26 protein-coding genes are annotated in these 26,589 nt (G+C 64.2%); 11 read left to right on the top strand and 15 right to left on the bottom strand.

What is annotated here, in order from left to right:
- Nucleotides 1–154 precede the first annotated feature (154 nt).
- The gene (locus tag A4C63_RS12540) at nucleotides 155–1,534 is read right to left on the bottom strand and encodes a sodium:solute symporter (protein WP_063912915.1); all 1,380 of its coding nucleotides are present in this window, start codon (nucleotides 1,532–1,534) and stop codon (nucleotides 155–157) included.
- Nucleotides 1,535–1,799: 265 nt separating this feature from the next.
- Nucleotides 1,800–2,750, bottom strand: coding sequence for an agmatinase (gene speB / locus A4C63_RS12535; protein ID WP_063912914.1), 951 nt, complete (start codon nucleotides 2,748–2,750; stop codon nucleotides 1,800–1,802).
- Between the two features lie 224 nt (nucleotides 2,751–2,974).
- Here speB and A4C63_RS12530 point away from each other — a divergent pair, with 224 nt between their 5' ends.
- The 3 genes from A4C63_RS12530 to A4C63_RS12520 all read left to right on the top strand — a co-directional run bounded on the left by A4C63_RS12530 (nucleotide 2,975) and on the right by A4C63_RS12520 (nucleotide 6,345).
- Nucleotides 2,975–3,868: a LysR family transcriptional regulator gene (locus A4C63_RS12530; RefSeq protein WP_063912913.1), complete on the top strand. Its 894-nt coding sequence runs from the start codon at nucleotides 2,975–2,977 to the stop codon at nucleotides 3,866–3,868.
- 141 nt (nucleotides 3,869–4,009) lie between these two features.
- A complete protein-coding gene (locus A4C63_RS12525; RefSeq protein WP_063912912.1) occupies nucleotides 4,010–5,575 on the top strand; it encodes a PAS domain-containing methyl-accepting chemotaxis protein in 1,566 nt (521 codons plus the stop codon).
- Between the two features lie 170 nt (nucleotides 5,576–5,745).
- The gene (locus A4C63_RS12520) at nucleotides 5,746–6,345 is read left to right on the top strand and encodes a tRNA-uridine aminocarboxypropyltransferase (protein ID WP_063912911.1); all 600 of its coding nucleotides are present in this window, start codon (nucleotides 5,746–5,748) and stop codon (nucleotides 6,343–6,345) included.
- A 128-nt stretch (nucleotides 6,346–6,473) separates the two neighbouring features.
- Here the strand turns inward: A4C63_RS12520 and A4C63_RS12515 are convergent, their stop codons facing one another.
- The 3 genes from A4C63_RS12515 to A4C63_RS12505 all read right to left on the bottom strand — a co-directional run bounded on the left by A4C63_RS12515 (nucleotide 6,474) and on the right by A4C63_RS12505 (nucleotide 9,105).
- On the bottom strand, nucleotides 6,474–7,832 hold the full coding sequence (locus tag A4C63_RS12515; RefSeq protein ID WP_063912910.1) for a TolC family outer membrane protein: 1,359 nt from the start codon (nucleotides 7,830–7,832) through the stop codon (nucleotides 6,474–6,476).
- 312 nt (nucleotides 7,833–8,144) lie between these two features.
- Nucleotides 8,145–8,510 (bottom strand): YbaN family protein, encoded by a 366-nt coding sequence (locus tag A4C63_RS12510; protein ID WP_063913084.1) that lies wholly within the window; start codon nucleotides 8,508–8,510, stop codon nucleotides 8,145–8,147.
- A gap of 7 nt (nucleotides 8,511–8,517) precedes the next feature.
- Nucleotides 8,518–9,105, bottom strand: coding sequence for a YecA family protein (locus A4C63_RS12505; RefSeq protein WP_025340148.1), 588 nt, complete (start codon nucleotides 9,103–9,105; stop codon nucleotides 8,518–8,520).
- A 246-nt stretch (nucleotides 9,106–9,351) separates the two neighbouring features.
- On the opposite strand from A4C63_RS12505, the gene recQ reads away from it, so the two are divergent.
- Together recQ and A4C63_RS12495 are read left to right on the top strand one after the other, a co-directional pair.
- Nucleotides 9,352–11,499, top strand: coding sequence for a DNA helicase RecQ (gene recQ / locus A4C63_RS12500; protein ID WP_063912909.1), 2,148 nt, complete (start codon nucleotides 9,352–9,354; stop codon nucleotides 11,497–11,499).
- Between the two features lie 150 nt (nucleotides 11,500–11,649).
- Complete coding sequence (locus A4C63_RS12495; RefSeq protein WP_046614656.1) at nucleotides 11,650–12,087, top strand: MarR family transcriptional regulator; 438 nt, start codon at nucleotides 11,650–11,652, stop codon at nucleotides 12,085–12,087.
- A gap of 129 nt (nucleotides 12,088–12,216) precedes the next feature.
- Here A4C63_RS12495 and A4C63_RS12490 read toward each other — a convergent pair whose 3' ends face one another.
- Nucleotides 12,217–14,403: a patatin-like phospholipase family protein gene (locus A4C63_RS12490; RefSeq protein WP_063912908.1), complete on the bottom strand. Its 2,187-nt coding sequence runs from the start codon at nucleotides 14,401–14,403 to the stop codon at nucleotides 12,217–12,219.
- Between the two features lie 67 nt (nucleotides 14,404–14,470).
- Here A4C63_RS12490 and A4C63_RS12485 point away from each other — a divergent pair, with 67 nt between their 5' ends.
- A complete protein-coding gene (locus A4C63_RS12485) occupies nucleotides 14,471–14,752 on the top strand; it encodes a SelT/SelW/SelH family protein (RefSeq protein ID WP_003259082.1) in 282 nt (93 codons plus the stop codon).
- 1 nt (nucleotide 14,753) lies between these two features.
- Here A4C63_RS12485 and A4C63_RS12480 read toward each other — a convergent pair whose 3' ends face one another.
- Together A4C63_RS12480 and A4C63_RS12475 are read right to left on the bottom strand one after the other, a co-directional pair.
- A complete protein-coding gene (locus A4C63_RS12480) occupies nucleotides 14,754–15,644 on the bottom strand; it encodes a DMT family transporter (protein WP_063912907.1) in 891 nt (296 codons plus the stop codon).
- Nucleotides 15,645–15,828: 184 nt separating this feature from the next.
- Complete coding sequence (locus tag A4C63_RS12475) at nucleotides 15,829–16,596, bottom strand: AraC family transcriptional regulator (protein WP_063912906.1); 768 nt, start codon at nucleotides 16,594–16,596, stop codon at nucleotides 15,829–15,831.
- A gap of 131 nt (nucleotides 16,597–16,727) precedes the next feature.
- Here A4C63_RS12475 and A4C63_RS12470 point away from each other — a divergent pair, with 131 nt between their 5' ends.
- A complete protein-coding gene (locus tag A4C63_RS12470) occupies nucleotides 16,728–17,525 on the top strand; it encodes a UDP-2,3-diacylglucosamine diphosphatase (protein WP_063912905.1) in 798 nt (265 codons plus the stop codon).
- A 41-nt stretch (nucleotides 17,526–17,566) separates the two neighbouring features.
- Here the strand turns inward: A4C63_RS12470 and A4C63_RS12465 are convergent, their stop codons facing one another.
- A complete protein-coding gene (locus tag A4C63_RS12465; protein WP_015271286.1) occupies nucleotides 17,567–17,878 on the bottom strand; it encodes a DUF962 domain-containing protein in 312 nt (103 codons plus the stop codon).
- 153 nt (nucleotides 17,879–18,031) lie between these two features.
- Between A4C63_RS12465 and A4C63_RS12460 the strand changes: the two genes are divergently transcribed.
- A complete protein-coding gene (locus A4C63_RS12460; RefSeq protein ID WP_063912904.1) occupies nucleotides 18,032–19,093 on the top strand; it encodes an AraC family transcriptional regulator in 1,062 nt (353 codons plus the stop codon).
- On the opposite strand, the gene A4C63_RS12455 is transcribed toward A4C63_RS12460, so the two are convergent.
- Complete coding sequence (locus tag A4C63_RS12455) at nucleotides 19,050–20,504, bottom strand: TrkH family potassium uptake protein (RefSeq protein ID WP_063912903.1); 1,455 nt, start codon at nucleotides 20,502–20,504, stop codon at nucleotides 19,050–19,052. The genes A4C63_RS12460 and A4C63_RS12455 overlap by 44 nt on opposite strands.
- A gap of 102 nt (nucleotides 20,505–20,606) precedes the next feature.
- Here A4C63_RS12455 and A4C63_RS12450 point away from each other — a divergent pair, with 102 nt between their 5' ends.
- Entirely contained in the window at nucleotides 20,607–21,164 is a 558-nt protein-coding gene (locus tag A4C63_RS12450; RefSeq protein ID WP_063912902.1) for a nitroreductase family protein, read from the top strand.
- 145 nt (nucleotides 21,165–21,309) lie between these two features.
- Here A4C63_RS12450 and A4C63_RS12445 read toward each other — a convergent pair whose 3' ends face one another.
- The 5 genes from A4C63_RS12445 to A4C63_RS12425 form a co-directional block, all read right to left on the bottom strand.
- Nucleotides 21,310–22,650 carry a HAMP domain-containing sensor histidine kinase gene (locus A4C63_RS12445; protein WP_063912901.1) on the bottom strand — a complete coding sequence of 447 codons (1,341 nt, stop codon included), beginning with the start codon at nucleotides 22,648–22,650 and terminating at the stop codon, nucleotides 21,310–21,312.
- A gap of 60 nt (nucleotides 22,651–22,710) precedes the next feature.
- A complete protein-coding gene (locus A4C63_RS12440; protein ID WP_025340137.1) occupies nucleotides 22,711–23,127 on the bottom strand; it encodes a Spy/CpxP family protein refolding chaperone in 417 nt (138 codons plus the stop codon).
- 101 nt (nucleotides 23,128–23,228) lie between these two features.
- The gene (locus tag A4C63_RS12435; protein WP_025340136.1) at nucleotides 23,229–23,906 is read right to left on the bottom strand and encodes a response regulator transcription factor; all 678 of its coding nucleotides are present in this window, start codon (nucleotides 23,904–23,906) and stop codon (nucleotides 23,229–23,231) included.
- A gap of 204 nt (nucleotides 23,907–24,110) precedes the next feature.
- Entirely contained in the window at nucleotides 24,111–24,410 is a 300-nt protein-coding gene (locus A4C63_RS12430) for a YciI family protein (protein WP_012273585.1), read from the bottom strand.
- Between the two features lies 1 nt (nucleotide 24,411).
- Complete coding sequence (locus A4C63_RS12425; RefSeq protein ID WP_063912900.1) at nucleotides 24,412–25,005, bottom strand: septation protein A; 594 nt, start codon at nucleotides 25,003–25,005, stop codon at nucleotides 24,412–24,414.
- Nucleotides 25,006–25,072: 67 nt separating this feature from the next.
- Here A4C63_RS12425 and A4C63_RS12420 point away from each other — a divergent pair, with 67 nt between their 5' ends.
- Both A4C63_RS12420 and A4C63_RS12415 read left to right on the top strand, forming a co-directional pair.
- A complete protein-coding gene (locus A4C63_RS12420; protein WP_063912899.1) occupies nucleotides 25,073–25,933 on the top strand; it encodes a PHP domain-containing protein in 861 nt (286 codons plus the stop codon).
- Between the two features lie 13 nt (nucleotides 25,934–25,946).
- Nucleotides 25,947–26,576, top strand: a complete 630-nt coding sequence (locus tag A4C63_RS12415) for an L-threonylcarbamoyladenylate synthase (protein WP_063913083.1) — start codon at nucleotides 25,947–25,949, stop codon at nucleotides 26,574–26,576.
- The last annotated feature ends 13 nt before the right edge of the window (nucleotides 26,577–26,589 follow it).

The following is a 26,589-nucleotide window of genomic DNA, read 5'->3' as shown; positions in this document are numbered from 1 at the left end:
GTGCAGCGGCCTTTTTGTGTCTGCCAGTTGTATGCTGCCTGTACCGGCCTCTTCGCGGGCTTGCCCGCTCCCACAGGTACCCCATAAATTTCAAGGCTTGTGGTATCCCTGTGGGAGCGGGCGAGCCCGCGAAGAGGCCAGTTCAGGCTGTAGATCAGGCCAGTTTCACCGCCGCCACCGATTTACGCGACATCAGGCTAACGACCACAAAGCTCACCAGACCAACCGCCAGGCTGTAGTAGATCGGTGTATTGGCCTCCAGCCCATCCTTGAACATGAACAGCAGCGCGGTAGCAAAGCCCAGCGACATGCTGGCGATAGCCCCGGCGGTGGTAGCGCGTTTCCAGAAGATCGCCCCGATCAGCGGGATCAGCATGCCGCCGACCAGCAGGTTGTAGGCCAGGGTCAGGGCATTGATCACATCGTTCACCACCAGGGCGATGCCCAGCACCACCAGCCCGGTGAGCAGGGTAAACAGGCGGCTTACGCCCAGGCTCGACTGCTTGCCGCCACGCAGCTTGGGCAGCAGGTCTTCGGTCAGGGTGGTCGACGCAGCCAGCAGGCCGGCGCTGGCGGTGGACATCATGGCAGCCAGTGCCGCTGCCATCAGCAGGCCACGGATGCCATCGGGCAGGGTGGTCTTGATCATCTCGGCAAAGGCGTTGTTCGGGTTGGCCAGGTCGGGCATCAGCACGTGCGCAGCCATGCCGATCGTGGCGCAGGCCAGGCCGTACAGTACGCAGTACACACCGGCAGTGGTGCCGGCACGCTGGCAGACCTTCTCGTCACGGGCAGTGAACACCCGCTGCCAGATGTCCTGGCCGATGAGGATGCCGAAGAAGTAGATCAGGAAGTAGGTGATGATGGTGTCCCAGCCAATGGTGGTCAGCTGGAAGCTGGCCGCCGGCAGCTTGGCCACCAGGGTGTCCCAGCCACCGGCCTTGTACAGGCACACTGGCAGGAGGATGAACATCAGGCCGACGGTCTTGATCACGAACTGGACGATGTCGGTCAGGGTCAGCGACCACATGCCGCCAATGGTCGAGTACAGCACCACCACACCACCACCCAGCAGCAGCGAGGCCCAGAACGGCAGGTCCAGCAGCACCTGCAATACGGTGGCCATGGCCAGGGTCGAGGTGACGCCGATCATCAGTGCATAGGCCAGCATGATCACGGCACTGGCCTGGCGTGCGGTCGGGTTGTAGCGCTGCTCCAGCACCTGGGTCACGGTGAAGATGCGCAGGCGCAGCAAGGGTTTGGCCAGGAACAGGTTGAGGGCGATGATGCCCAGGCCCAGGGCTGCGCACAGCCAGAAGCCGGAGATGCCGTGGACGTAGCCCAGGCGCACGGTGCCGACGGTGGATGCGCCACCGAGCACGGTGGTAGCCATGGTGCCCATGTACAGGACCGGGCCGAGGTTGCGCCCGGCCACCAGGTAGTCCTCATGGGTTTTCGCGCGCCGCATGCCATACCAGCCAAGCCCGAGCATGCCGACGGTATAGATCATTACAACAATGATGTCCAAGGCCATTGGGGGTCTCCCGATTATCTTTATTATGGCGAGATCGACCACACAGGCGGGTTCACGGCGCCCGGCGGTCTTGTCGTGTTATTGGCGGGCCTCAATGGCCCTCCCACATGGCTCCTGCCGGGGTACTTTCTAGAGGCTTGCACCAGTCCCCTGTAGGAGCGGGCGTGCCCGCGAACAAGGGCACAGCCCTTGCCATGCACAGGGGGGGCAGTGCCGGCCCCTTCGCGGGCTCGCCCGCTCCCACCGGGAACGGTGTTGCACTCGTTTAGCGGCGTACTACGCCTGGAAGCACGCAGAGCATTTCGAACAACAGGTTGGCACCGAGCAGCGAGGTGTTGCCGGTGGTGTCGTAAGGCGGGGAGACTTCGACAAGGTCACAGCCGATCAGGTCCAGGCCGTGGCAGCCGCGAATGATCTCCATCGCCTGGATGGTGGTCAAGCCACCGATTTCCGGGGTGCCGGTGCCTGGTGCCCAGGCCGGGTCGATGCCGTCGATGTCGAATGACAGGTACACCGGGCCACCGCCGACCTTTTCCCGCACTTCGGCCATCAGTGGCGCCAGCGACTTGTGCCAGCACTCTTCGGCCTGGACCACGCGGAAGCCCTGGCGGCGGCTCCAGTTGAAGTCATCGGCGGTGTAGCCTTGGGCGCGTAGGCCGATCTGCACCACGCGCTCGCAATCGAGCAGGCCTTCTTCCACGGCGCGGCGGAAGGTGGTGCCGTGGGCGATCTTCTCGCCGAACATGTGGTCGTTGACGTCGGCATGGGCATCGATGTGCACCAGGCCGATCTTGCCGTGCTTCTTGTGCAGCGCGCGCAGGATCGGCAGGGTGATGGTGTGGTCGCCACCCAGGGTCAGCGGGATGACGTTGTGCTCGAGGATCTCGTCATACGCTTCTTCGATGATGCGCACTGCATCCAGCAGGTTGAAAGTGTTGATTGCCACGTCACCGATGTCGGCCACCGACAACGAGTCGAACGGTGCAGCCCCGGTGGCCATGTTGTACGGGCGGATCATCACCGATTCGGCGCGGATCTGCCGCGGGCCGAAGCGGGTGCCGGAGCGCAGCGAGGTGCCGATATCCAGTGGCACGCCGATGAAGGCGGCGTCCAGGCCTTGGGCACTTTGCAGGTGGGGGAGGCGGAGCATGGTGGCGATGCCGCCGAAACGCGGCATTTCGTTGCCGCCCAGTGGTTGGTGGAGGATCTTGTCCACGGTGGGCCTCATCAGTCGGTCGATTGTTCTGTTTGTTCGAACCTGTGCCGCCGCGCGCCTTCCAGGAATGGTCTTGTCGGCGGGCAGGGACATTTCGGCCAAGTCTGCTGAAGGTAGTGCCGAGGAAAAATCGCTACCGGCAAATACTTAGTTCAGGAATTTCTGAACTAAAGGCCGGCAGAGCGGTTAGACTGCGCGCAAATACCCTTGCGGAACGTTGCACCATGGCCTCGACCCTGCCCGACCTGAAACTGCTGCGCATCTTCGTCAGCGTGGTGCGCCACCAGGGTTTCGCCAACGCCCAGCGCGAGCTGAACCTGTCGACCTCGGCCATCAGCACCTACATGAGCCAGCTGGAAGGCGCCCTGGGGATCGTGCTGTGCCACCGCGGCCGTGGCGGTTTCAGCCTGACCAGCAAGGGCGAGCTGTTCCACCAGGAAACCCTGCGCCTGCTGGCCGAGCTGGACGGGTTCGAGCAGTATGCCGCCGCCCTGAAGGGCGAGTTGCGCGGCACCCTCAACCTGGGGGTGATCGACTCCACCGTCGGTGACCGGGCCTTGCCGCTGGCCGAAGCCATCGGCGCCTACAGCCAGGAACACCCGGCGGTGCACCTGCACCTGTCGGTGTCCAGCCCTTACGAGCTGCAGCTGGGCGTGCAGGACAACCGCCTGGACCTTGCCATCGGGGCGTTTTCCTCGCGCATGAGCGGGCTGCTTTACCAGCCGCTGTACCGTGAGCAGCACTGGCTGTACTGCAGCAGCCGCCACCCGTTGTATGCCGAACGGCGCATTCCCGAGCCGGTGGTGACCCAGCAGCGCATGGTCGGACGGGGCTACTGGAGCCAGGCCGAGCTGGCCCGGCATGGCTTCAAGCACAGCGCAGCGACGGTGGAGAGCATGGAGGCGCAGTTGATCCTGATTCTCTCCGGGGCCTACATCGGCTACCTGCCCGAGCACTATGCCCAGGCCTGGGTCGACAAGGGCGACTTGCGCGTGCTGTCGCCGTCTACTTTCGGTTACCAGGCACCGTTCTCGCTGATCATTCGCCGCGGGCGCAGTCGCGAGCCGTTGATCCAGACTTTCCGCGACCTGCTCAAAAGCCAGCTCAACGTCGGCTGAGGGGCGGCGCCTGTCTGTAGTTTGTCGGCGTGCGCTAAATTCTTGGCGCCGCTGACCGACAACATAATGGCGTCCTGCTATACATCACATGTGCGTGTGTTGCTGACCCTCCCCCTTTACTCCTTGCAAGGATTGCCCAAGATGCGCATGAATTTGCCCGTCACTGAGCACGAAAGAACCTTTCCCAACGATCAGCGCCTGATTTCCACCACAGACCTCAACAGCCGCATCACCTACTGCAACGACGCTTTCGTGGCGATCAGCGGGTTCACCTACGACGAGCTGGTCGGCCAACCCCACAACCTGGTGCGCCACCCGGACATGCCGCCGGCGGTGTTCGGCCATATGTGGGAAACCATCAAACAGGGCAAACCCTGGATGGGCGTGGTCAAGAACCGTGCGAAGAACGGCGATTACTACTGGGTCAGCGCCTATGTCACGGCCATCTACGAACAGGGCCGCATCAGTGGCTACGAGTCGGTGCGCTCGGTGCCCACCCGCGAGCAGATCCGCCGCGCCGAGGCGTTGTACGCACGCTTGCGGGCCGGCCGCGCGGCGGTGCCGTGGGCGGCCCGGCTGGGGCATGGCCTGGGCCACGGGTGGCCCTTGATCGGTGCGGGCTTGCTGTCGGCGGCAGGCTACCTGTGGCTGCCGACTTATGCGGCGCTCGGGGTGCTGATGGCCAGCCTGCTGCTGGCCTGGTATCTGGTCGAGCACCGGCAGAACCAGGCTATCCGCCACACGCTGGCCGAGCATCCCAAGGCCTTCACCAGCCCACTGGTGGCGCTGACCTACAGCGATAACCCGGGCCTGCAGGGCCAGCTCGACCTGGCCATCATCAGTGAGGAGGCACGCCTGCAAACGGCCTTGACCCGCCTGGTGGATGCCGGGGTCGGGGTGAAGTCGCGGGCGGCGCAGTCGTCCGACTTGTCCGATGCCCAGGCCCAGATGCTCGACCGCCAGCGCAACGAGACCGACCAGTCCGCCACCGCCATTGCGCAGATGGCGGCGACCATCCAGGAGGTTACCCACAACGTGCAGAGCACGGCGCACGCGGCGGGTGATGCCGACCAGCTGGCGCAGCAGGGCAGCGAGCTGGCCCTGCAGAGCCTGAAAGCCATGGGTAGCATGAGCGATGCCGTCAATGACATTGGCCAGGCGGTGAACGCCTTGGCCGAGCAGACCCAGTCGATCGGCAGCGTGGTCGATGTGATCACTTCGATTGCCGAGCAGACCAACCTGCTGGCGCTCAATGCCGCCATTGAAGCGGCACGCGCAGGCGAACAGGGGCGCGGGTTTGCCGTGGTGGCGGATGAAGTGCGTTCGTTGGCCCAGCGCACTCGCGCCTCGACCGAGGAAATCCATCACATCATCGCGTCGTTGCGCGCCGGGGCAGAGCGTGCGGTCAGCACGGCGAACCGTGGTGAGCAGATCTCGCGGGACAGCGTGCACAGTGTCGAGGCAGTGCAGGCGGCGTTGAGCGGGATTGCCCAGGCGGTCAGCCGCATCACCGGCATGAGCCAGCAGATGGCGACGGCGTCGGAGCAGCAGAGCCATGTAGCCGAGGACATCAACCAGCAGATCGTGAGGATTGCCCAGCTGTGCGACCAGAGTGCCGGGCAGGCCAGGCAGGGCGCGGAAATCAGCCAGGATCTGGAGCGCATGGCAGAGTACCTGCATAGCCTGGCGGAGCGGTTCAATCGCTGAAATCGCAAAGCCCTTTCGCCCTGTAGGAGCGGGTTTACCCGCGATCACGGGCGAAGCCCGTGCCAGCCACCGCATTGCCTGCATCGCGGGCAAGCCCGCTCCTACAGGGCGAAAGGCCCGCAAAGCGGGCCCCGGTTCTGTGGCAAACTGTTCCCGCCAAGGAGAACCCCATGCCCAGACCCCGCTGCGAGCGCTGCCAGCGCCCGCTCGACCATTGCCTCTGCCCACTGATCCCCGCGCTCGACAGCCGCACCCGCGTCATCCTGCTGCAGCACCCCAGTGAAACCGCCCATGCCCTGAACACTGCCCGCCTGGCCGCCCTAGGCCTGAACAATGCCGAGTTGCGGGTAGGCGAGGTGTTCGATGACCTGAACGAATTGCTGGCTACCCCCGGTTACCGGCCGGCCCTGCTGTTCCCGGGTGACGACGCCCAGGTGCTGGAGGCCTATGGCGAGACGGACGACAAACCCTTGCTGTTGATCGTGCCCGACGGTACCTGGCGCAAGGCGCGCAAGCTGCTGTACCTGAACCCGGTGCTGGGGGCGTTGCCGCGGGTGACGCTGGGGGCTGTCGCGCCTTCACGCTACCGGCTGCGCAAGGCGCCGGAGGCGGGGGCGTTGTCGACTATCGAGGCGGTGGTGGGGGCGCTCGATGCGCTGGAGCAACCGGCCTGTTTCGATGCGCTGCTGGCGCCGTTCGAGGCGTTGATCGAAGGGCAGATCAGGGCCATGGGCGAGGAGACATTTCAGCGCAACCATGGCACCGAGTGAGGGCAGGGGGCTGCTCTGCAGCCCTTTCGCAGCACAAGGCTGCTCCTACAGATGTTGCGCGCTTTCTTGTAGGAGCAGCCTTGTGCTGCGAATGGGCCGCACAGCGGCCCCGGCTATCTCGAACCCGATCAACGCATCTCAGGCAAACGCGCCTCGGTGCGTACTTCGGTGGTAGCCAGCGCTTCCGGCGGCAGCGAAATACGCTGCTTGCTCAGCAGCTCACCCATGGTCGCCAGTACGCGGTAGCGCGAGAACTCCTCGGTATAACGCACCTCGGTGTAGCGGCGGTCGGCGTTGTACAGCTCGTTTTCACTGTCGAGCAGGTCGAGCAGGGTGCGCTGGCCCAGGCCGAACTGGTCCTGGTAGGCGGCACGCACGCGCTTGGTGGTCTCGGCGTATTCACGCGCGGTTGGCAGCTGCTTGCTGGCGTTGTTCATGGCGTTCCACGCCAGGCTCAGGTTCTCGGTCAGCTCACGCAGGGCGTTGTTGCGAATGTCCAGGGCCTGGTTGATCTTGTGCGCGTCGGACTGCAGGCGAGCCTTGTCGCTGCCACCGCGGAACAGGTTGTAGTTCATTTCAACGCCAGCTTGCCAGTCGTTGTTGTTGTGGCCTTTCTCACCGCCGGTGTTGTTGTTGGCACCGGTGGCCAGAATGGCGTCGAAGCGTGGGTAGAAAGTCGACTTGGCCACTTCGTATTGCTGCTCGGCAGCATTCACGTCAGCCTGGGCAGACTTGATGTACGGGTTGTTCTGGCGCATGCCGTCGCGGGCTTCATCGAGGGTGCCAGGCACCTCGCCCTTGATGGTCTGCGGGCTTTCCAGCTCGTCCGGCATGCGGCCGACGACGCTGAAGAAGTTGGCTTCGGCGTCGGCCAGGTCGACTTCGGCGGTGTCCAGGTTGTTTTCCGCCAGGGCGCGACGTGCGCGGGACTGGTCAAGGTCGGCGGTGCTGCCGACGCCGCGCTCGTTGCGCAGGCCGATCTGGTCGTTGACTCGCAGGTGGGCTTGCAGGTTGTTCCTGGCCAGGGCTACCAGTTCACGGCGCTTGAGCACTTCCAGGTACACCTCGACTGCACGCAGGGCGACATCCTGGGCGACGGCCTGGGTGTAGTAGGCGCGGGAGGTGGAGACCGCTTCGGTGCGGCCCACTTCGTTCGAGGTGTTGAAGCCGTCGAAGATCATCTGCCGCAGGCGCAGCTCGGACTGGGTGTAGTTGAGGGTTTCCTTGTTGTGGTTGCCCTCGGCGCGCGTAGTGGTGTTGTCCGAACGCTGGCGGCCATAGCCGGCGACCAAATCCACGGAAGGGTAGTAGCCACCACGCGCAAACTTCACATCCTCATCGGCCGACAGCTTGCTGTTGCGGTTGGAGCTGACTTGCGGATGGTAGTCCACGGCGCTCTGGACAGCCTCTGTGATCGACATCGCCTGTACGTTGGCACTTGCCAGGGCCAACAGTAATGCACTGGTGATGGGGTTCAAAACGCGCATGGTACATCTCCCTGATCCTGGAATTGATCCTGCTGCTCGCCAAAAAAATGACGATAAAGTTATCGCGTATAGTGTTGCAGGTTTTTAACAACACAGCTAAGTACATTCAACGCGATAGATAAGAAGATTTCTTCATATCAAATTGCCATATAAGACATATATTGTCTAATTAGTTCGCGAATGAAACACAGGATGAGGCACCGTTAGAAGCCGTGAAGGCCAATGGATACAGGGATTTTGCGCGGTTCCAGAACTATTTCGGATAAGAGAAATATCAGTTAGGCGAAATTGATATTTGGCGACAAAATATTGTCACTTAGACTTGTGCAAGGTTTTCTGGCTGAGGATATACAGGCTTACCAGTACGGCGCTGGTCAACATGAAGATGCGTGCCCAGAACAGGGGCACCAGATAGCACGACAGGCCGATGCTGGCCCACATCAGGCCGATGGCATAGACCTTGCCCTTGAGGGGGATGCCTTCACCACTGAGGTAGTCGCGGATCCACGGCCCGAGCTTCGGGTGATGGACCAGCCAATGGTGAAAGCGCGGCGAGCTGCGGGCAAAGCAGGCTGCCGCCAACAGCAGGAAAGGGGTGGTGGGCAATACCGGCAGGAAAATCCCCAACACCCCCAACGCGACGCTGAGCCAGCCGGTGGCCAGCAGCAGGTAGCGCACAGGCAACTTAGTGGTGGCGTGGCTTGAGCAGCGCCGGCTTTTCGTCAGGTGCGTGCAGCAGCAGGAACAGCGCAGTCAGCGCTTCGGGGATCTGTACGATCATGTCGTCCTGCAGGTTGGCGTTGCTGGCGATGTCGGCGAACTCCGGCTGCTCGTCGAACAGGCCCGAGCCGACCATGATCGGCAGCAGCATCTCGCTGACTTCTTCCTCGGCGTTCTCGAACCAGGCCTCTTCACGCAGGAATACACCCTCCATGAAGCCGATGCACCAGCCGCGCAGGTCGGAATCGTCCGGCTCGTCGGTCAGGTCCAGGTCGCATGGCAGCTCGAACTCGTCGTCGCTGGCCAGCTGGCGGGCGATGTGCGCCTTGAGCGCCACCAGGGTGGCTTCGATCTCGGTGCGCTGAGCGTCGCTGGCGTAGTGCGGCTCTTCGGCGAACAGGGCGTCGATCCATTCGCGCTCGGGCACTTCCTCGGCATTGATCGACAGGGCAGTGAGGTAGCCGTGGGCGGCGACATAGTCCAGCGCTTCTTCGTGCAGCTCGTCGGCGTCGAGGAAGGCTTGCAGGCGGGTCAGTTGCTCGGCGAAGGACATTACAGGGCTACCTTGGGGAATAAACGATACCGAATTCTAGCACCTTGCGACGGCGGCGGGGCAAAGGGAACGTCTATCGCCGTGGTGCCCTGCGCGGGGCGGTGCTGCGGTATACTCCGCGATTTTTCATCCAGGGGCAGGTTTTGCCGGCTGCCTGGCAAAAACCGCTTACGCATTTGGCGTGTGCGGGGCGGGTTTTTCGTCCAGCCTGTATCCAGGATGGTACGGCGATTTGTGGAGTTGCACATGCTCGAACAGGCTCAGCGCGTTCTCAAGGACGTCTTCGGCTACGACAGTTTCCGCGGGCGCCAGGCAGCGATCATCGACTGCGTGGCCAATGGCGGCGATGCCCTGGTGCTGATGCCCACTGGCGGCGGCAAGTCGTTGTGTTTCCAGGTGCCGGGGCTGTTGCGCCCAGGCCTGACGGTGGTGGTTTCGCCACTGATCGCGTTGATGGACGACCAGGTCGCCACGCTCGACGAACTCGGTGTGCCGGCTGCCGCGCTGAACTCCACGCTGACGCCGGAGCAGCAGCGTGACCTGGCCGGGCGCCTGCGCCGTGGCGAAGTGAAGATGCTGTACCTGGCGCCGGAGCGCCTGGTGCAGCCGCGCATGCTCGACTTCCTGCGCGACCTGGATATTTCGCTGTTCGCCATCGACGAGGCCCACTGCGTGTCGCAATGGGGCCACGATTTCCGCCCCGAATACCTGCAACTGGGCCAGCTGGCCGAGCTGTTCCCGCATGTGCCGCGCATCGCGCTGACCGCCACCGCGGACATGCGCACCCGCGAAGAGATCGTCCAGCGCCTGCACCTGCAAGGCGCCGAGCGCTTCCTGTCGAGTTTCGACCGGCCCAACATCTTCTACCGCATCGTGCCCAAGGAGGCGCCGCGCAAGCAGCTGATGGCCTTCCTCGGCGAGCGCCGCGGCAACGCCGGCATCGTCTATTGCCTGTCACGCAAGAAGGTCGACGAAACCGCCGCCTTCCTCTGTGACCAGGGCTTCCCGGCGCTGCCGTATCACGCCGGCCTGGCTGCCGAGACACGTGCGGCCAACCAGCACCGCTTCCTCAACGAGGAAGGGCTGATCATGGTTGCCACCATCGCCTTCGGCATGGGTATCGACAAGCCCAACGTGCGCTTCGTCGCCCACCTTGACCTGCCCAAGTCGCTCGAGGCGTACTACCAGGAGACCGGCCGTGCCGGCCGTGACGGGCTGCCGTCCGATGCCTGGATGGCCTACGGGCTGCAGGACATGGTGATGCTCAAGCAGATGCTGCAGAACTCTGAAGGTGACGAGCGCCACAAGCGCATCGAGCAGCACAAGCTCGACGCCATGCTGGCCCTGTGCGAAGAAACCCGCTGCCGCCGCCAGTCGCTGCTGGCCTATTTCGACGAAACCCTCGAGCAACCGTGCGGGCACTGCGACAACTGTGTCGACCAGGTGCAGACCTGGGACGCCACCGAGCCGGCCCGCCAGGCGCTGTCGGCGGTGTTCCGCACCGGCCAGCGCTACGGCGTCGGTCACCTGGTCGATGTGCTGCTGGGCAAGGACACCGACAAGGTGCGCAATTTCGGCCACGAGAAGCTCTCGGTGTTTGGCGTCGGCAAGGGCCTGGCCGAGGTCGAGTGGCGTTCGCTGTTCCGCCAGCTGGTGGCGCGCGGCCTGGTCGACATCGACCTGGAGGGCTATGGCGGCCTGCGCCTGTCCGACAGTTGCCGGCCGCTGCTGCGTGGCGAGGTGACCTTGCAGTTGCGCCGTGACCTCAAGCCGCAGACCACCGCCAAGACCTCGTCCTCCAGTGGCGGCAGCCCGGCCAGCCAGCTGGTGCGTGCCGAAGAGCGCGAGCTGTGGGAAGCACTGCGCACCCTTCGGCGCAAATTGGCCGAAGAGCACAGTGTGCCGCCCTATGTCATCTTCCCCGACTCGACGCTGCTGGAAATGCTGCGCAGCCAGCCGGTCAGCCTCAGCGACATGGCCCAGGTCAGCGGCGTGGGCGCGCGCAAGCTGGAGCGTTATGGCCAGGCCTTCCTCGAGGTACTTAACAACAGCGGCGGCACCGACGAGGCGCCGAAAGTGGTGCTGGACCTGCGCCACGAACTGGTCAGCCTGGCCCGCGCCGGCATGACCCCGGCGCAGATCGCCGGGCAGCTCAACTGCAGCGAGAAGAACGTCTACAGTTTGCTGGCCGAGGCGCTGGGCCGCCAGGAGCTGAGCCTGGAGCAGGCCCTGGACCTGCCGGAAGACCTGTTGATGGAAGTGCAGGATGCCTTCCTCGATGGCGAGGGCGAGCTGCCGCCGGTGTCGGCGATTGCGCCGCTGTTCGGGGCCCGGGTGCCGGAGGGCGTGCTGTACTGCGTGCGTGCGGCGCTGGCGGCCGAGTTCGAACTGTGAGTGGCGACAGGATCGAGGGCCGAACTGCCATCTGCTGACCTTCGTCATGTTTTTTGACGATTATCGAACATTCCAGGGTGCCCGAGCCTTGCCTCGTGGGACGGGCCATGGTTAGCTGCCTAATAATTAGATCTGTTCAATGAGTTGCTTATGCCCCTGACCGACAACCAACACCGCTTCGGCATGCAGCTGGCCCAGATGTCCCGGGGTTGGCGTGCCGAACTGGACCGCCGCCTGGCCGGGCTCAACCTGTCCCAGGCGCGCTGGCTGGTGTTGCTGCACCTGGCCCGTTTCGAAGATGCCCCGACCCAGCGCGAGCTGGCCCAGAGCGTGGGTGTCGAAGGCCCGACCCTGGCGCGCCTGCTCGACAGCCTGGAAGCGCAGGGGCTGGTACGCCGCCAGGCGGTGCTGGAAGACCGGCGGGCGAAGAAGATTGTGCTGTGCCCGCCGGCCAAGCCGCTGATCGACCAGATCGAAACCATTGCCAATCAACTGCGGGTGGAGCTGTTCACCGGGGTGGACGAGGCGGAACTGCAGGTGTGCATGCGGGTGCATGCCAAGATCCTGGCCAACCTCGAGAAATCCTGATCAACCTGCACCCGCGATCATTGTAGGAGCAGCCTTGTGCTGCGAAGAGGTCATTCCAGGCACAGAACATCTTCTGTCAAACCTGCCTCTTCGCAGCACAAGGCTGCTCCTACAGGTTCAGTGCAGGCCCTAGAAGGTATGCCCCAGGTTCAGGTACACCGCCTGCTCATGCGCACCGTTGGCCCCGTAACTCAGGTTCAATGGCCCCAGCGGCGTCTCCAGCCCCAGGAAGATGCTCGCCGCATTGATGTAGCCACTGTCGAACTCGTTATCGTTGTTCCACGCCCGCCCACGCTCCAGCGACCCGCCGATGTACAGCGGGAAGTCCAGCGGCACGTAGGCTCGTGGCGTCAGGCGGCGGTAGTAGACCATGCGCATCAGACTCACGTTCTGCCCCGACACCGAGTCCTGGCGGAAGCCTGACAGCTCCCGCGCCCCGCCTAGCACGAAGCTCGATGTCACCACTTCGGTCTCATCCAGCGTGCGCCCGTAGCGCCCGCCCAGTACGAAGGTGTTCGGCCCGCTGCTGATGGCCTTGTCCAGGTTGAACATCCACTGCCGGTAGTCCTGGTCGGAATCCAGCGAGTGGTCATACTTGCGCAAGGTCAGGCCGATATCCTCGCCGCGGTGCGGGAAGTACACATTGTCGAGGGTGTCGAACGAGTACTTCAGCTCGTAGAAACCTTCGTTGAAACTGACCTTGGGCAGGTCCTGGTCGCCGATGCGCACCTCGGCTTCGCCCCAGGCCTTGCCCACGCCCAGGCGCACTTCACCGTTGGTGCCGATCTGCCGCCCCACGTTCAGGCCAAAGCCGTAACGTTCCAGGCGGTACTCGGCGACGGGGTCGTTGTCCAGGGTGGCTTCGATGTTCTGCGAGCTGAAGGCCAGATACGGCGCGATGAAATAGCGTGAGCCCACGTCCAGCGGCTGGTAGAACTCGCTGTAGAGCTCCTGCTGGTCGCCGATCTGGCCACGGGTCAGCCATTCGGCGCCGAGGCTGTTGATGCCGTTGACCCGGTAGCTGGCGCCCAGGTTGAAGGCGCTGTCGCCGCGCAGGTCATCCGACAGGTTCAAGCCCAGGCGCAGGTAGTCGGTGCCACCGCGGCGGCCACGGGCGTTGATCACCAGGGTGTTGTCGTCACCCTTGTGCACCACGCGGTACTGCACCCGGTCGAAGTAGTCCAGGCCATACAGCGTGCCCATGTCGGTCTGCAGGCGGTCCAGTTCCAGCGGGGCATCGATGGGCTGGCGGATGTACGAGCGGATAACGTCGTCGCTGACCTTGGAGTCGTTCTCGATCCTGATCGCAGTAATCGTCGGCGTGCGCTGGCGTGGCGAACGGGCCACGGCCAGGCTGCTGTCGCCTTCGGGCTGGCGCAGGGCGAGCAGGCGTGGGTCGAGCAGGCGGGTGGCGCGGTAGCCGGCCTCGATCATTTCCCGGGCGCGGCCAAAATCGGTGACGCCGAAGGCGGTCAGCGGCGGCTGGATGAGGATGTCATCGCGGTGCAGGCTGGCCAGTTGTTCTTCCGAGTTGCGCCGGGTCATCAGGGTGATCGACTGGTTGAGCACATCCACCACCGTGGTCAGCTGCTTGCGGTCACGCAGCGGGGTGCCGATGTCGACCACGATGGCCAGGTCCACACCCATTTCGCGGGCGACGTCCACCGGGATGTTGTCGACCATGCCGCCGTCTACCAGCAACCGGCCGTCCAGTTCCACCGGGGCGAACACCGCCGGGATCGACATGCTGGCGCGGATCACCTGGGGCAGGTGGCCACGGCGGAACACTACCTTTTCGCCACTGGCGATGTCGGTGGCCACTGCACGGAAGGGGATGGGCAGCTTGTCGAAGTCACGGGTGTCGGCGGTGTGCGCCAGCTTGCTTTCCAGCAGCAGCGCCAGGTTCTGGCCCTGGATCACCCCCAGTGGCAGGCCCAGGCTGCCGTCGTCGCGAAAGCTGAGCTTCTGCTTGACCAGGAAGTCGCGGTCATCCTGCTTGCGCCGGAACGGCACATCCTTGCGCGGCGGGGCATCAGACAGCGCCTGTTGCCAGTCGAGGGTGGTGGCGAGCTTTTCCAGCTCTTCGACACTGTAGCCCGAGGCGTACAGGCCGCCGACCACCGCGCCCATGCTGGTGCCGGCGATGGCGTCGATGCGCACACCTTGTTCCTCCAAGGCCTTGAGCACACCGATGTGGGCCAGGCCACGGGCTGCGCCACCTGACAGCACCAGGCCAACCTTGGGCCTGGCCGGTTCGGCGGCGAATGCCGTGAAGGAGGTGAGGGTGAGCAGGAAACAGAACAGCAAACGGCGCATCGTGAGTCTCAAACCGTGGGCTAAAGACCGCTAGTATAAGCGGCCCCTCACCTGGAGATGCCTCACCATGGCCGACAGCAAACCGGAAATCGTCATCACATATTGCACCCAGTGCCAATGGCTGCTGCGTGCCGCCTGGCTGGCCCAGGAACTGCTCAGCACCTTCGCCGACGACCTTGGCCGAGTGGCCCTGGAGCCTGGCACCGGCGGTATCTTCCGTATCACCTGCAATGGCGTGCAGATCTGGGAGCGCAAGGCCGACGGTGGCTTCCCCGAGGCCAAGGTGCTGAAGCAGCGCGTACGTGACCAGATCGACCCGCAACGTGACCTGGGCCACAACGATCGTTGAATCAGACGCCCTCGGCCACTGGCCGCTGCCTGGGCGGTTGCTCGGCGGCCAGGCGGCTGGACAGCACGATGGCGAAGATGATCAGCGCGCCGCCCAGCAGCATGCGCAGGGTCGGGGTTTCGGCGAACACCACCCAGGCCACGGCTATGCCGTAGACCGGTTCCATGGCGAACACCACGGCGGCGGTGCGCGCCTTGATCACCGACAGGCTGGCGACGAACAGGCTGTGTGCCACGCCGGTGCAGAAGATGCCGAGCAGGGCGATCCACAGCCAGTCCATGGTGGCTACGCCGGCCAGGTCCGGTGCTGCGAACGGCAGCAGGCACAAGCCCACCACCAGGTTCTGCCACAGCGCTGCCTGCACTGCGGGCAGGCGGCCGGAGCCGGCGCGGTTGGTGAGTGACAACAGGGAGAACAGCAGCCCCGACAGCAATGACCAGAGCAGGCCGCCGGTGGCTTCACTGGCCAGGTCGAATGCCGGTGTGACCAGCACCAGGCCAATGCTGACCAGCAATACCAGCAAAGCCTCGTTGCGGCGGATGCGCTCGCGGAACAGCAGGCCTTCGAGGATCACGGTAAAGGCCGGGAAGCTGGCGAAGCCGAGGGTGGCGATGGCCACGCCGGCAACCTTTACCGCGATGAAGAAGCTGACCCAGTGGCCGGCCAGCAGCACTCCGCCGAGCAGCAGGCGGCGGGCGTCCTGGCCGCTCAGGCGTTGCCAGCCCGGCCCGGTCAGGCTGGCGAACAGGGCCAGGGCGAGCACGGCAAAGGCGGCGCGGCCGAAGACGATTATCGCCGGGCTGGCGCTGGTAGCCAATTTGCCGAAGACGCCGGTGAGGCCGAAGAACAGCGCGCCGATATGCAGGGCCCCGAGGGCGGTGCGGTGGTTCATGGGTGGTCCTTGCTCAAGATCTCTACTGGCTGTGCCGGCCCTTTCGCGGGTAAACCCGCTCCCACAGGTACTGCACAGGCTTTGAAAGCGGTGCAGTACCTGTGGGAGCGGGTTTACCCGCGAAAGGGCCGGCACAGGCAAAGTGTACAGGCACAGGCAAACGCGTTCTGTCGCAAGACTGGCGTCAATTGTCGCCAGACTCTCGCCGCAATGCCAACGGCGTACACCCGAACGCCCGCAACATCGCCGCCGAAAACGCACTCTGCGAGCTGTACCCCACCTGCGCCGCAATCTCGCCCATCGGCAGCAAGGTCTGCACCACCAGGCGCCGCGCCTTGAGCAAGCGCCGCTGGCGAATGTAGTCCATCGGCGTCATTCCGCACTCCGCAGTAAAGCGCGCATGCAGGCGGGCACTGGACAACCCGGCGATGCGCGCCAGGTCAGCCACTTGCAGCGGGTAGGCGGCCTGCTGCTCGATATGCGCATCGAAGGCGGCATAGGGCAGGCGCTGGCTGGCGCTGACGCTGGCGGCCGCCGTGGGGTTGAGGCTGGCCAGCAGCAGCGCTGCCCCTTGCCGGGCAATCAGTGGGTCGTGCATGGGACTGGCTGCCAGCCAGTCCACCAGCTGCTGCTGGTGCTCATCCAGGCCCAGGGCACCGGGGCGGTCGAGCAGGCGGCGGCTGGCATCGGCATGTTCGCCCAGTTGCTCGCGCAACCAGTGGTCCCCGGGCACATCCAGCACCAGGCAATCGCTACCGCCATCGCTGGCGCAGGTGTGATGGGCACCCGCCGGTACCACGATCAGCCCCTGCCGATCGATCTCGGCGCCATGCCCCTGCACCTCGAACTCCAGGCGGCCGCGCAGGCCGAACACCAGTTGCGGGTGTTCGTGGCGGTGGGCGATCAGGCTGTCGCGGTAGTGGCGCAGCGAGAGGATCGGGCCGGCGGTCATGGGTAGCGTCGTCCTCGCAGGGCAGAAGCGCATTGTGCCTCATTCCCTGCAACCCATCACTCGTAACGGTTTTGCCACTGCGCTGTCATCCGCGCCTGCCAGTCTCCAGCAAACTGCGCCGGAGCCTGCCCATGACCCATGCCGAACTGTCCCGTCCCTCGCGCAAGCAACGCGTGCGTACCCTGTGGATTTCCGATGTGCATCTGGGTACCCGCGACTGCCAGGCCGAACACCTGTCGCAGTTCCTCAAGGGCTACCAGGCCGACCGCATCTACCTGGTGGGCGATATCATCGATGGCTGGAAGCTGCGCGGCGGTATCTACTGGCCACAAGCCCACACCAACGTGATCCGCCGGTTGCTGACCATGAGCAAGCGGGGCACCGAGGTGATCTACGTCACCGGCAACCATGACGAATTCCTGCGCCGTTACTCCAGGCTGATCCTCGGCAACATCCAGCTGGTGGACGAGGCCGAGCACCTCACCGCCGATGGCCGCCGCCTGCTGGTGATCCATGGCGACCAGTTCGACGTGATTACCCGTTACCACCGCTGGCTGGCGTTTCTCGGTGATCGTGCCTACGAGTTCACCCTGGTGCTCAACCGCTGGCTCAACCACTGGCGTGCCCGCTATGGATACGGCTATTGGTCACTGTCGGCGTACCTGAAGCACAAGGTCAAAGGCGCGGTGAACTTCATCAGCGACTTCGAGGATGCCATTGCCCATGAGTGCACCCGCCGTGGTTTTCACGGCGTGGTGTGTGGGCATATCCATCATGCCGAGATTCGCCAGGTGGGGGAGGTGGAGTACCTCAACTGCGGGGATTGGGTGGAGTCGTGCACGGCGCTGATCGAGCATTGGGATGGCACGATCGAGCTTTATCGGCTGGCACAGGCGCAGTCAGCAGTGGCGGTGCGCGAACCGGCGTAGGGCTTGAGGGCCCTGGGGGCCGCAAAGCGGCCCCAAAAAATCTACAGGCTGATCTTGCCCAGCAGGATATCCCGAAACATCACGAAATCCCCGATCAGGCTGTACAGCGGATGGGTAAAGGTCGCTGGCCGGTTCTTTTCGAAAAAGAAATGCCCGACCCAGGCAAAGCCGTAGCCGAACACCGGCAAGGCCAGTAGCAGCAACCATTTGCCACTGCCAATGGTATAGGCCAGCAGGGCAATCACCAGGCTGGTGCCGACAAAGTGCAGGCGGCGACAGGTGGGGTTGCTGTGCTCCCCCAGGTAATAAGGGTAGAACTCGGCAAAACTGCGAAACTGCGCTGTGCGGTTCATGGCAGTGCTCCGGTATTAATACTTCTGGACAATATGCACGGCGTGGAGCCTGATTCGAGTCTAGAGTGACTGGCGAGGCCTATCAGTGACAATAGGCGCCAATTGAATATCCGTGGGGTTCACCGCAGGAGCGGTCAGCATAAAATGCCTGTCATGAGCGAAAGAACCACGTCAGCGAGCTGGGCGTCAGGGATCGTGAAGGCACTCGAACTGGAAGGGCTGGACTGCCGGGCCATGTTCAAGCAGCTGGGGCTGGATTTCGCTGCGCTCGACGACCCCGACGCGCGCTTCCCCCAGGACTCCATGACCCGGCTGTGGCAACTGGCGGTGGAACTGTCGGGCAACGAGGCCATTGGCCTGAACATGGCGCGGGTGGTGCGCCCGGCGTCGTTCCATGTGGTGGGTTATGCGTTGATGTCCAGCCGCACCCTGGCCGAAGGTTTCGAGCGCCTGGTGCGTTACCAGCGCATCATCGCCGAAAGCTCTGACCTCAGCTTTGTCCTCGGCCCCGAAGGCTATTCGCTGATCCTGACCGTGCACGGCGACCATCTGCCGCCGACCCGGCACAGTGCCGAAGCGTCGCTGGCTTGCGCGCTGGCGCTGTGCAGTTGGCTCAGCGGTCGGCAGGTGCAACCACGTCGGGTGCTGGTGCAGGGGCCGCAACCAAAGAATATCGAGCCGTACAAGGTGGCGTTCCATTCGCCGCTGGTGTTTGGTGCGCCGCACGATGCGCTGGTGTTCGAGCGCGCCGACATGGAGGCGCCGCTGCCTACCGCCAATGAAGCCATGGCCATCCTGCATGACCGCTTTGCCGGCGAATACCTGGCGCGGTTCTCGGAAAGCCGGGTCACCCACCGCGTGCGCCAGGTGCTGTGCCGTATCCTGCCGCAGGGCGAGCCCAAGCGCGAAACCCTGGCCCAGGCCCTGCACCTGTCGCAGCGCACTTTGCAGCGGCGGTTGCAGGAAGAAGGCACCAGCTTCCAGACCCTGCTCGATGACACCCGCCGCGAACTGGCCGAACAGTACCTGGCACAGCCAGGCATGACCCTGATGGAGACCGCCTACCTGCTAGGCTTTGCCGACCCCAGCAACTTCTACCGGGCGTTCCGCCGCTGGTACGATGCCACGCCTGGTGAGTACCGCGCGCGTCTGGGCGCGGAGCCCGAGGTGGTCAGTGGCGCCAGAACGCCGGCATGCACAACACTAGCACCGTGATGATTTCCAGGCGGCCGAGCAGCATGCCGCTGGCGAGAATCCACTTGGCAGCGTCCGGCAGCGTGGCGTAGTTGCCCGACGGGCCGATCACTTCACCGAGGCCCGGGCCTACACCCGAGACCGTGCCGGCAGCGCCGGTCAGGGCGGTCATCCAGTCTACGCCAAGTAACGACAGCAGCAGTGCCATGACGCAGATGGTGATGGCGAAGAAGAACGAGAAGGTCAGGATCGAACGCACGATTTCTTCGTCGAGGCGGTGGCCGTTGTACTTCTGCTTGATCACCGCGCGTGGGTGGATCAGCTGGTTGAGGCTGGCCTTGAGCAGGATGTAGGCGACCTGGAAGCGGAAGATCTTGATGCCACCTGCAGTCGAGCCGGAGCAGCCGCCGACGAAGCCCAGGTAGAAGAACAGCATCAGCGAGAAGTTGCCCCACAGGCTGTAGTCACCCAGGGCGAAACCGGTGGTGGTGACCACCGAGGTCACGTTCAGCGCCACGTGACGCAGGGCGTCGAGCCAGTGCAGGTTGGTGGTGGCCCAGTACCAGGTGCCAAGCACCAGCCAGGTGGCCACCAGCATGCCCAGCAAACCCTGCACCTGCTGGTCGCGGATCAGTGCCTTGCGGTTGCCGCGCAGGGTCGCCACGTAAAGGGTGAAGGGCAGGCTGCCGAGGATCATCACCACCACCGCGACCCAGTGCACGGCCGGGATATCCCACTTGGCCAGCGACTGGTCGGAGGTGGAAAAACCGCCAGTGGAAATCGCCGACATGGCGTGGTTGATCGCATCGAAAGGGCTCATGCCGGCCCACCAGAAGCCCAGCGCGCCCAGTATCGAGAAGCCGACGTATACCCCCACGATCGACTTGGCGACCATGTGCGAGCGCGGCATGACCTTTTCCGAGCGGTCGGACGATTCGGTCTGGAACAGGCGCATGCCACCGATGCGCAGCAGCGGCAGGATCGCTACCGCCATGCCGATGAAGCCGATGCCGCCGAGCCAGTGCAGCATAGAACGCCACATCAGGATGCCTGGAGACATGTTATCGAGCCCGCTGAGCACGGTGGCACCGGTGGCGGTAATACCCGACATGCTTTCGAAGAAGGCGTCGGTGTAGCTGATGTGCTGGGTCAGCAGGAACGGCAGGGCGGCGAACACGCACACCACCAGCCAGCTGCTGACGGTCAGCAGGTACATGTCGCGCGGGCGCAGGTGCACATGCTCGGGGCGACCCTGGAGCACCAGGGTCAGGCCGGCGATGAAGGTGATCAGGCTCGACCAGAGGAACGACGGCATGTCACGGGTGCGTTCGAAGATCACCAGGGTCGCCATGGGCACTGCCATGCTGACGGCGAGGGTAATCAGGAAGATGCCGATGATGAAACCAATGATCCTTAAGGTCGGCAACGCCATGTGATCTGCTCTGACTCGAAACGGAAGGGCGCCATTCTACCTATGGGTCTGGTGATGTAAACGCTAGAATGGCCGCACATTTACCTGCCAGGAGGGTAGCCGATGGAGGCTCTCGACGCATTGCTCAACCGTGTTTCCGTGCCACGCCTGACCGACCCGGCGCCCAATGCCGCCCAGCGCGAGGCGCTGTTCCAGGCCGCCCTGCGCGCCCCGGACCACGGCCAGCTGCGGCCGTGGCGGTTCCTCACCATCGAAGGCCAGGGCCGCGAGAAGCTGGGTGAGCTGTTCGCCGAAGCGTTGCAACACAAGGGCGATGCCAGCCAGGCTGCCCTGGACAAGGCCCGCGCCATGCCCCTGCGGGCGCCGTTGCTGATCGTGGTGATTGCCAAGCTGCAGGACCACTTCAAGGTGCCCAAATCCGAGCAGCGGCTGGCGGCGGGCTGTGCGGCGCACGGCATCCTGATTGCGGCGCATGCGCAAGGTATCGGTGCGGTGTGGCGTACCGGGGACATGGCCTTCGATGCCCACGTGCACAAGGGCTTGGGGCTGGCCGGGAACGAGGAGCTGATCGGTTACCTGTATGTTGGCACGCCGCTGACCGAGCCGCGTACGGCGCCCATTCTGGAAACCGCTGATTTCGTCAGTGCCTGGGGCGAGTAACGCAGCCTTGGGCTGATTGCTTTATCAGGGCTGCTGGCCCTTTCGCGGGTAAACCCGCTCCCACAGGTGTGGCACAAATTTCAGGCCTTGCACAGTACCTGTGGGAGCGGGTTTACCCGCGAAGAGGCCAGAGGCCTTTACATTATCAACTGCCGGTTGCCTCAGTCACAGGCAACTCCAGCCGAGCTACAAATCCACCCTGCGGATGGTTCTCCAGCACCAGGCTGCCACCATGCCGCTCGGCCGCCTTGCGTGTAATCGCCAGCCCCAGCCCATGCCCCGGCGCGTCCTGCCCCGGCGCACGGAAGAACGGCTCGCCCAACTGCGCCAGGTGCTCTGCCGCTGCCCCAGGCCCATGGTCGCGCACGCTCAACACGATACGCTCCTGCTCGCGCACGGCGCTGATTTCGATCGGCTGGCCCTGCGGGTTGAAGCGCAGGGCGTTGCGCAGCAGGTTGTCCACGGCACGTTCGATCAGCGTTGGCCAACCCTGCAGGGTCAACCCCGGCTGCGCCTCCAGGCGTACGTCCTGCTCCGGTGCGCTTAGCTGGGCGTCCTTGCGCACGCTGCCGAGCAGGGCATTGAGGTCGACCGGCTCGGCGTGGGCCTGTTCGGCATCGACCCGCGCCAGGGCGAGGATTTCGCTGATCAGGTCTTCCAGTCGGTCGCATTCGCGGGTCAGGCGTGGCCACAGGGCCTCCCGCTGCTCAGGTTCGGCGCGCTCGGCCAAGGCCAGGGCGATACGCAGCCTGGCCAGTGGTGAGCGCAGTTCATGGGACACATCGCGCAGCAACTGGCGCTGGCTGCCGATGGTGCTTTGCAGGCGCGCACCCATCTTGTTGAAGTCCTTGGCCAGCACGCCGAACTCGTCACGCCGCGCCGCCAGCTGCGCCAGGCTGTTCTGCTGGTAGGTGGTCTGGCCCAGGTCATGCACGGCGCTGCGCAGGCGGCTGAGCGGGCGGGTGATGGACAGGGTCACCAGCAGGCTGAACAGGGTCAGCACCACCAAAGCAATGCCCAGCGCACTGAGCGGCCACAACAGGCTTTCGCGGTGCCAGGCATCCAGCGCCGGGTGGGGGATGCGGTAGATCAGCAGGTAGGTCTCGCCGGTGTCGGGGCTGGTGTACTCCTCGGTCAGCCGGCGCCACGGCAGGCGACGCTGGTCATTGTGCTGGCGTGCCTCGAAGGCCGCCGCGCGGCGCGGGAAGGTCCCGGGTACCACGGCTTCGCCACTGTCATCGAGCACCTGCACGTCGATCTTGTAGCGGTCCTTGCGCCGTTCCAGGAAGTGCTGTGCCGAAGCCAGGCCTTCCTGCTCGTAATGCTTGGCCCACTTGCTGGCCAGGGTATTCAGGCCCGGGTGGCGGCTGAGGATCCAGGCGTCCTGGTTGAGCATATGGCCCAGCAGGATCGACAGGCCCGCAACCAGGGTGATGGCCAGCCAGAAACTGGCCAGGATGCGCCAGAACAGTGAACGCAAGTGCACCTCCTGCAAACGAGAAACGCCCGGCTCGCACTGAGGCGGGCCGGGCATCGGGCGGACAGCTTACTGGGCCTTGTTGCCTTTTTCAGCTTTCCAGGCCTGGAACTCCTGCCACTCGGCTTTCTGTGCGGCACGTTCCTTCTGCAGCTCGTCGAACTTCTTCTGCTGCTCAGGCTTGAGCAGGGCACGGACCGCGCTGTCGGTCTTGTCGCGGTTGGCCTGCAGTTCATCCTTCATCGCCTTCTGGTCGGCGGCCGGCAGCTTGGACAGGTAGCGCTCGGTGATGTCGCGGCGCTGTTTCATCTGCTCGCCCATCAGCTTGCCGATCTGCTGGCGCTGGTCACGGCTCAGGTCCAGTTGGTGGAAAGGCGCATCACCGCGATGATGCGGGCCGTCGTGGCGCGGGCCGCCTTCAGGCATGGCCATGGCCACGGTCGGCAGGGCGGCGGCGAACATCAGGGCGATAAGGGTCTTGCGCATGGTGTCTCTCCTTTCATAGGCCGGTGGTTACCGGATGAGCACAGTCTAGGGAGATCACCGTCAAGCGCGGTCAGCGGATGGTAAAGGCTCGGTAAAGATGTTCAGAGGCAGTAGTAATAGCCGCGGCTACGCAGGGCCACGATGCGTGGCCGGCCATCGGCGTGGGGGCCGATCTTCTTGCGCAGGTTGCTGACGTGCATGTCCAGGCTGCGGTCGTACAGGGTCAGCTTGCGGCCCAGGCCGATCTGCGCCAGTTCCTGCTTGTCCAGCGGCTCGCCGGGTTGGCGCAGCAGGGCTTCGAGAATGCGGCTTTCGGAGAGGGTCAGGGTCATTTCGCGGCCATCGATGCTGGCCACGCCACGAGCAGGGCTGTAGACCAGGTCGCCCAGTTCCACCTGGCTGGTGGTGGCGGTGGGGTGGCTGCGGCGCAGCACGGCACGCAGGCGAGCGGTGAGTTCACGCGGGTCGCAGGGTTTGGCCAGGTAGTCGTCGGCGCCCAGTTCCAGGCCGAGGATGCGGTCCAGCGGCTCACCGCGGGCCGAGAGCATCAGCACCGGCAGTTCGGCATGCTCGCTGCGCAACTGCTTGAGCAGTTCCAGGCCACTGCCGTCGGGCAGCATCACGTCCAGCACCACGGCCGCCGGAGCGTGCGTGGCCAGGGCCTGGCGTGCACTCTGGCCATCGTGGCAGGCGCGCACGGTAAACCCTTCCTGGGTCAGCCAGCTGCCGAGCAGCTCGCACAGCTCCTGGTCATCATCAATCAGTAACAGCTCGCTCATGACTCACTCAATTCAACCATTGACGGCGGCTATTCGGCCCGCCAGTGGCAAAGATACCGCAGACTGATGGCCTGAGTATAACTGCTGGGACCGCGTGGCCTGCTTCGCGGGCTCGCCCGCTCCCACAGGAACACCACAGATCCTGAGCTTTGTGGGTTACCTGTGGGAGCGGGCAAGCCCGCGAAGCAGGCCACGCGGTTTCAATCAAGGCAGTACTTGCTTGAACGGCTTGACCACCACCTTGTCGTACACACCGGCCGCAATGTAAGGGTCGGCATCGGCCCAGGCCTGCGCCGCAGCCAGCGATTCGAACTCGGCAACGATCAGGCTACCGCTGAAACCCGCTTCGCCCGGATCGTTGCTGTCGATGGCCGGGTGCGGGCCGGCCAGCACCACGCGGCCCTCGGCCTTCAGCTGCTGCAGGCGTTCGATGTGCGCCGGGCGGGCAGCCAGGCGCTTTTCCAGGGAGTTTGCGACGTCGCTGGCGATGATGGCGTAGAGCATGTCAATCCTTGGGTTTGGAGGTAGAAGGGTCGTCGTGCAGGTGGCGCGACAGGTACACGCCCTGCGCCACCAGGAATATCACGGTCATGCCCAGGCTGCCGAACACCTTGAAGTCGACCCAGAAGTCCTGAAAGGTGAAGGCGACGAACAGGTTGGCCGCACCGCAGAACAGGAAGAAGCCGATCCACGCCAGGTTCAGGCGGGCCCAGATGGCATCGGGCAGGCTCAGGGCGTGGCCCATGATGCGCTTGATCAGCACCCGGTCGCCGACGAAGTGGCTGCCGGCGAAGCCCAGGGCGAACAGCCAGTTCACCACCGGCGCCTTCCACTTGAGGAAGGTTTCGCTGTGGAAGGTCAGGGTCAGGCCGCCGAACACCAGGCAGGCCACCAGGGTCAGCCACTGGCCTTTTTCCAGCTTGCGCTGGCGCAGGAACAGCGCGCCGTAGACTACCAGCGAGCTGATGATCAGCATGGCCGTGGCGCTGTAGATACCGCCGAATTCGAAGCTGTGGCCGGCGACTTCCATAGGGCGCGGGTCGAGCTTGTAGACGATGAAGAACAGCAGCAGCGGGATGAAATCGATGAATTGTTTCACAATGGCAGCCAGAATCGGGATGTGACGGCATAATAACAAACATCGATTCCAGCGAAAGCGCTCCTCCATGAATGTTGATCTGCACTGTCACAGCACGGCCTCCGATGGCGCCTTGTCGCCCTCGACACTGGTCGCCCGGGCCCATGAGCATGGGGTGCAAACGCTGGCACTGACTGACCATGACACCATCGAAGGCCTGCCCGAGGCGCGCCAGGCGTGCCGCGACAAGGGCATGCACTGGGTCAGCGGGGTGGAGCTGTCGTGCACGTGGGGTGGCGCGACCATCCATGTGCTGGGCTACGACTTCCCGCTCGACGCACCGCCCCTGCTGGCGGCGATCGAAGCGCTGCACCGTGGCCGCTGGTTGCGCGCCGAAGAAATCGACAAACGGCTGGCGGCCAAGGGCATGCCCGGTACCCTCGAAGGCGCCCGCGCCGTGCAGCACGAGCTGGGCGATAGCGGCAACGCCCCGGCGCGCCCGCATTTTGCCGAGTACCTGGTACGTGCCGGGCACGTCAAGGACCGCGGCGAGGCGTTTCGCAAATGGCTGGGTGCCGGCAAGCTGGGGGACGTCAAGCAGCACTGGCCGACCCTCGATGAAACCGTCGCCACCCTGCGCCAGTCCAATGCCTGGGTGAGCCTGGCGCACCCCATGCACTACGATCTGACTCGCAGCAAGCGCAGAAGGCTGATTGCCGACTATATTCAGGCAGGCGGGCAGGCACTTGAAGTGGTCAACGGAATGATGCCGGCCGAGCAGGTGGGCACGATGTCCATCCTCACCCGTGAGTTCGGCCTGCTGGCAAGTGCCGGCAGTGACTTCCACGGCCCCGGCACCTGGGGCGAGATCGGTGCCTACCGGCCTTTGCCCGAGGACCTGCCACCTCTGTGGCGCCGATTCAGCCATGAACAGCCTTTGGCGGTATGAACAGGACGACTACGTGAGCCAATTTTTCCAGATTCATGCGGAGAATCCGCAGTTGCGCCTGATCAAACAGGCCGTCGAGATTATCCGCAAGGGCGGCGTGGTGGTGTATCCGACCGACTCGGCATACGCGCTCGGCTGCCAGATCGGCGACAAGGGCGCCATCGAGAGGGTCCGGCGCTTGCGCCAGCTGGACAAGCAGCACAACTTCACCTTGCTATGCTGCGACCTTTCGCAAATGGGGTTGTTCGCCAAGATCGATACGTCCATCTTCCGCCTGCTCAAAGCGCATATTCCCGGGCCTTATACGTTCATCCTCAATGCCACCCGTGAAGTGCCACGGCTTTTGATGCATGAAAAGCGCCGTACCATCGGGTTGCGCGTACCGTCCAACCCCATTGTTCTGGCGTTACTGGAAGAGTTGGGCGAGCCGCTCATGAGCGTGAGCCTGATCTTGCCGCCCGAAGAAGAACCGATGACCGACCCCTATGAGATACGTCAGCGTCTGGAACACCATGTCGACCTGATCATCGATGGCGGCTACGGCGACCTCAAGGCTTCGACCATCATCGATCTGACTGGCGATGAGCCTGCGCTGGTCCGTGAAGGCTGCGGCGACCCCACTCCGTTCCTGGTCAACGCGTGAGCCAGGTGGAAAC

The sequence above is a fragment of the Pseudomonas sp. p21 genome (genome assembly GCF_001642705.1).
In the GTDB taxonomy this organism is placed as follows: Bacteria; Pseudomonadota; Gammaproteobacteria; order Pseudomonadales; family Pseudomonadaceae; genus Aquipseudomonas.
This window is presented reverse-complemented; position numbering and strand designations above follow the sequence as displayed.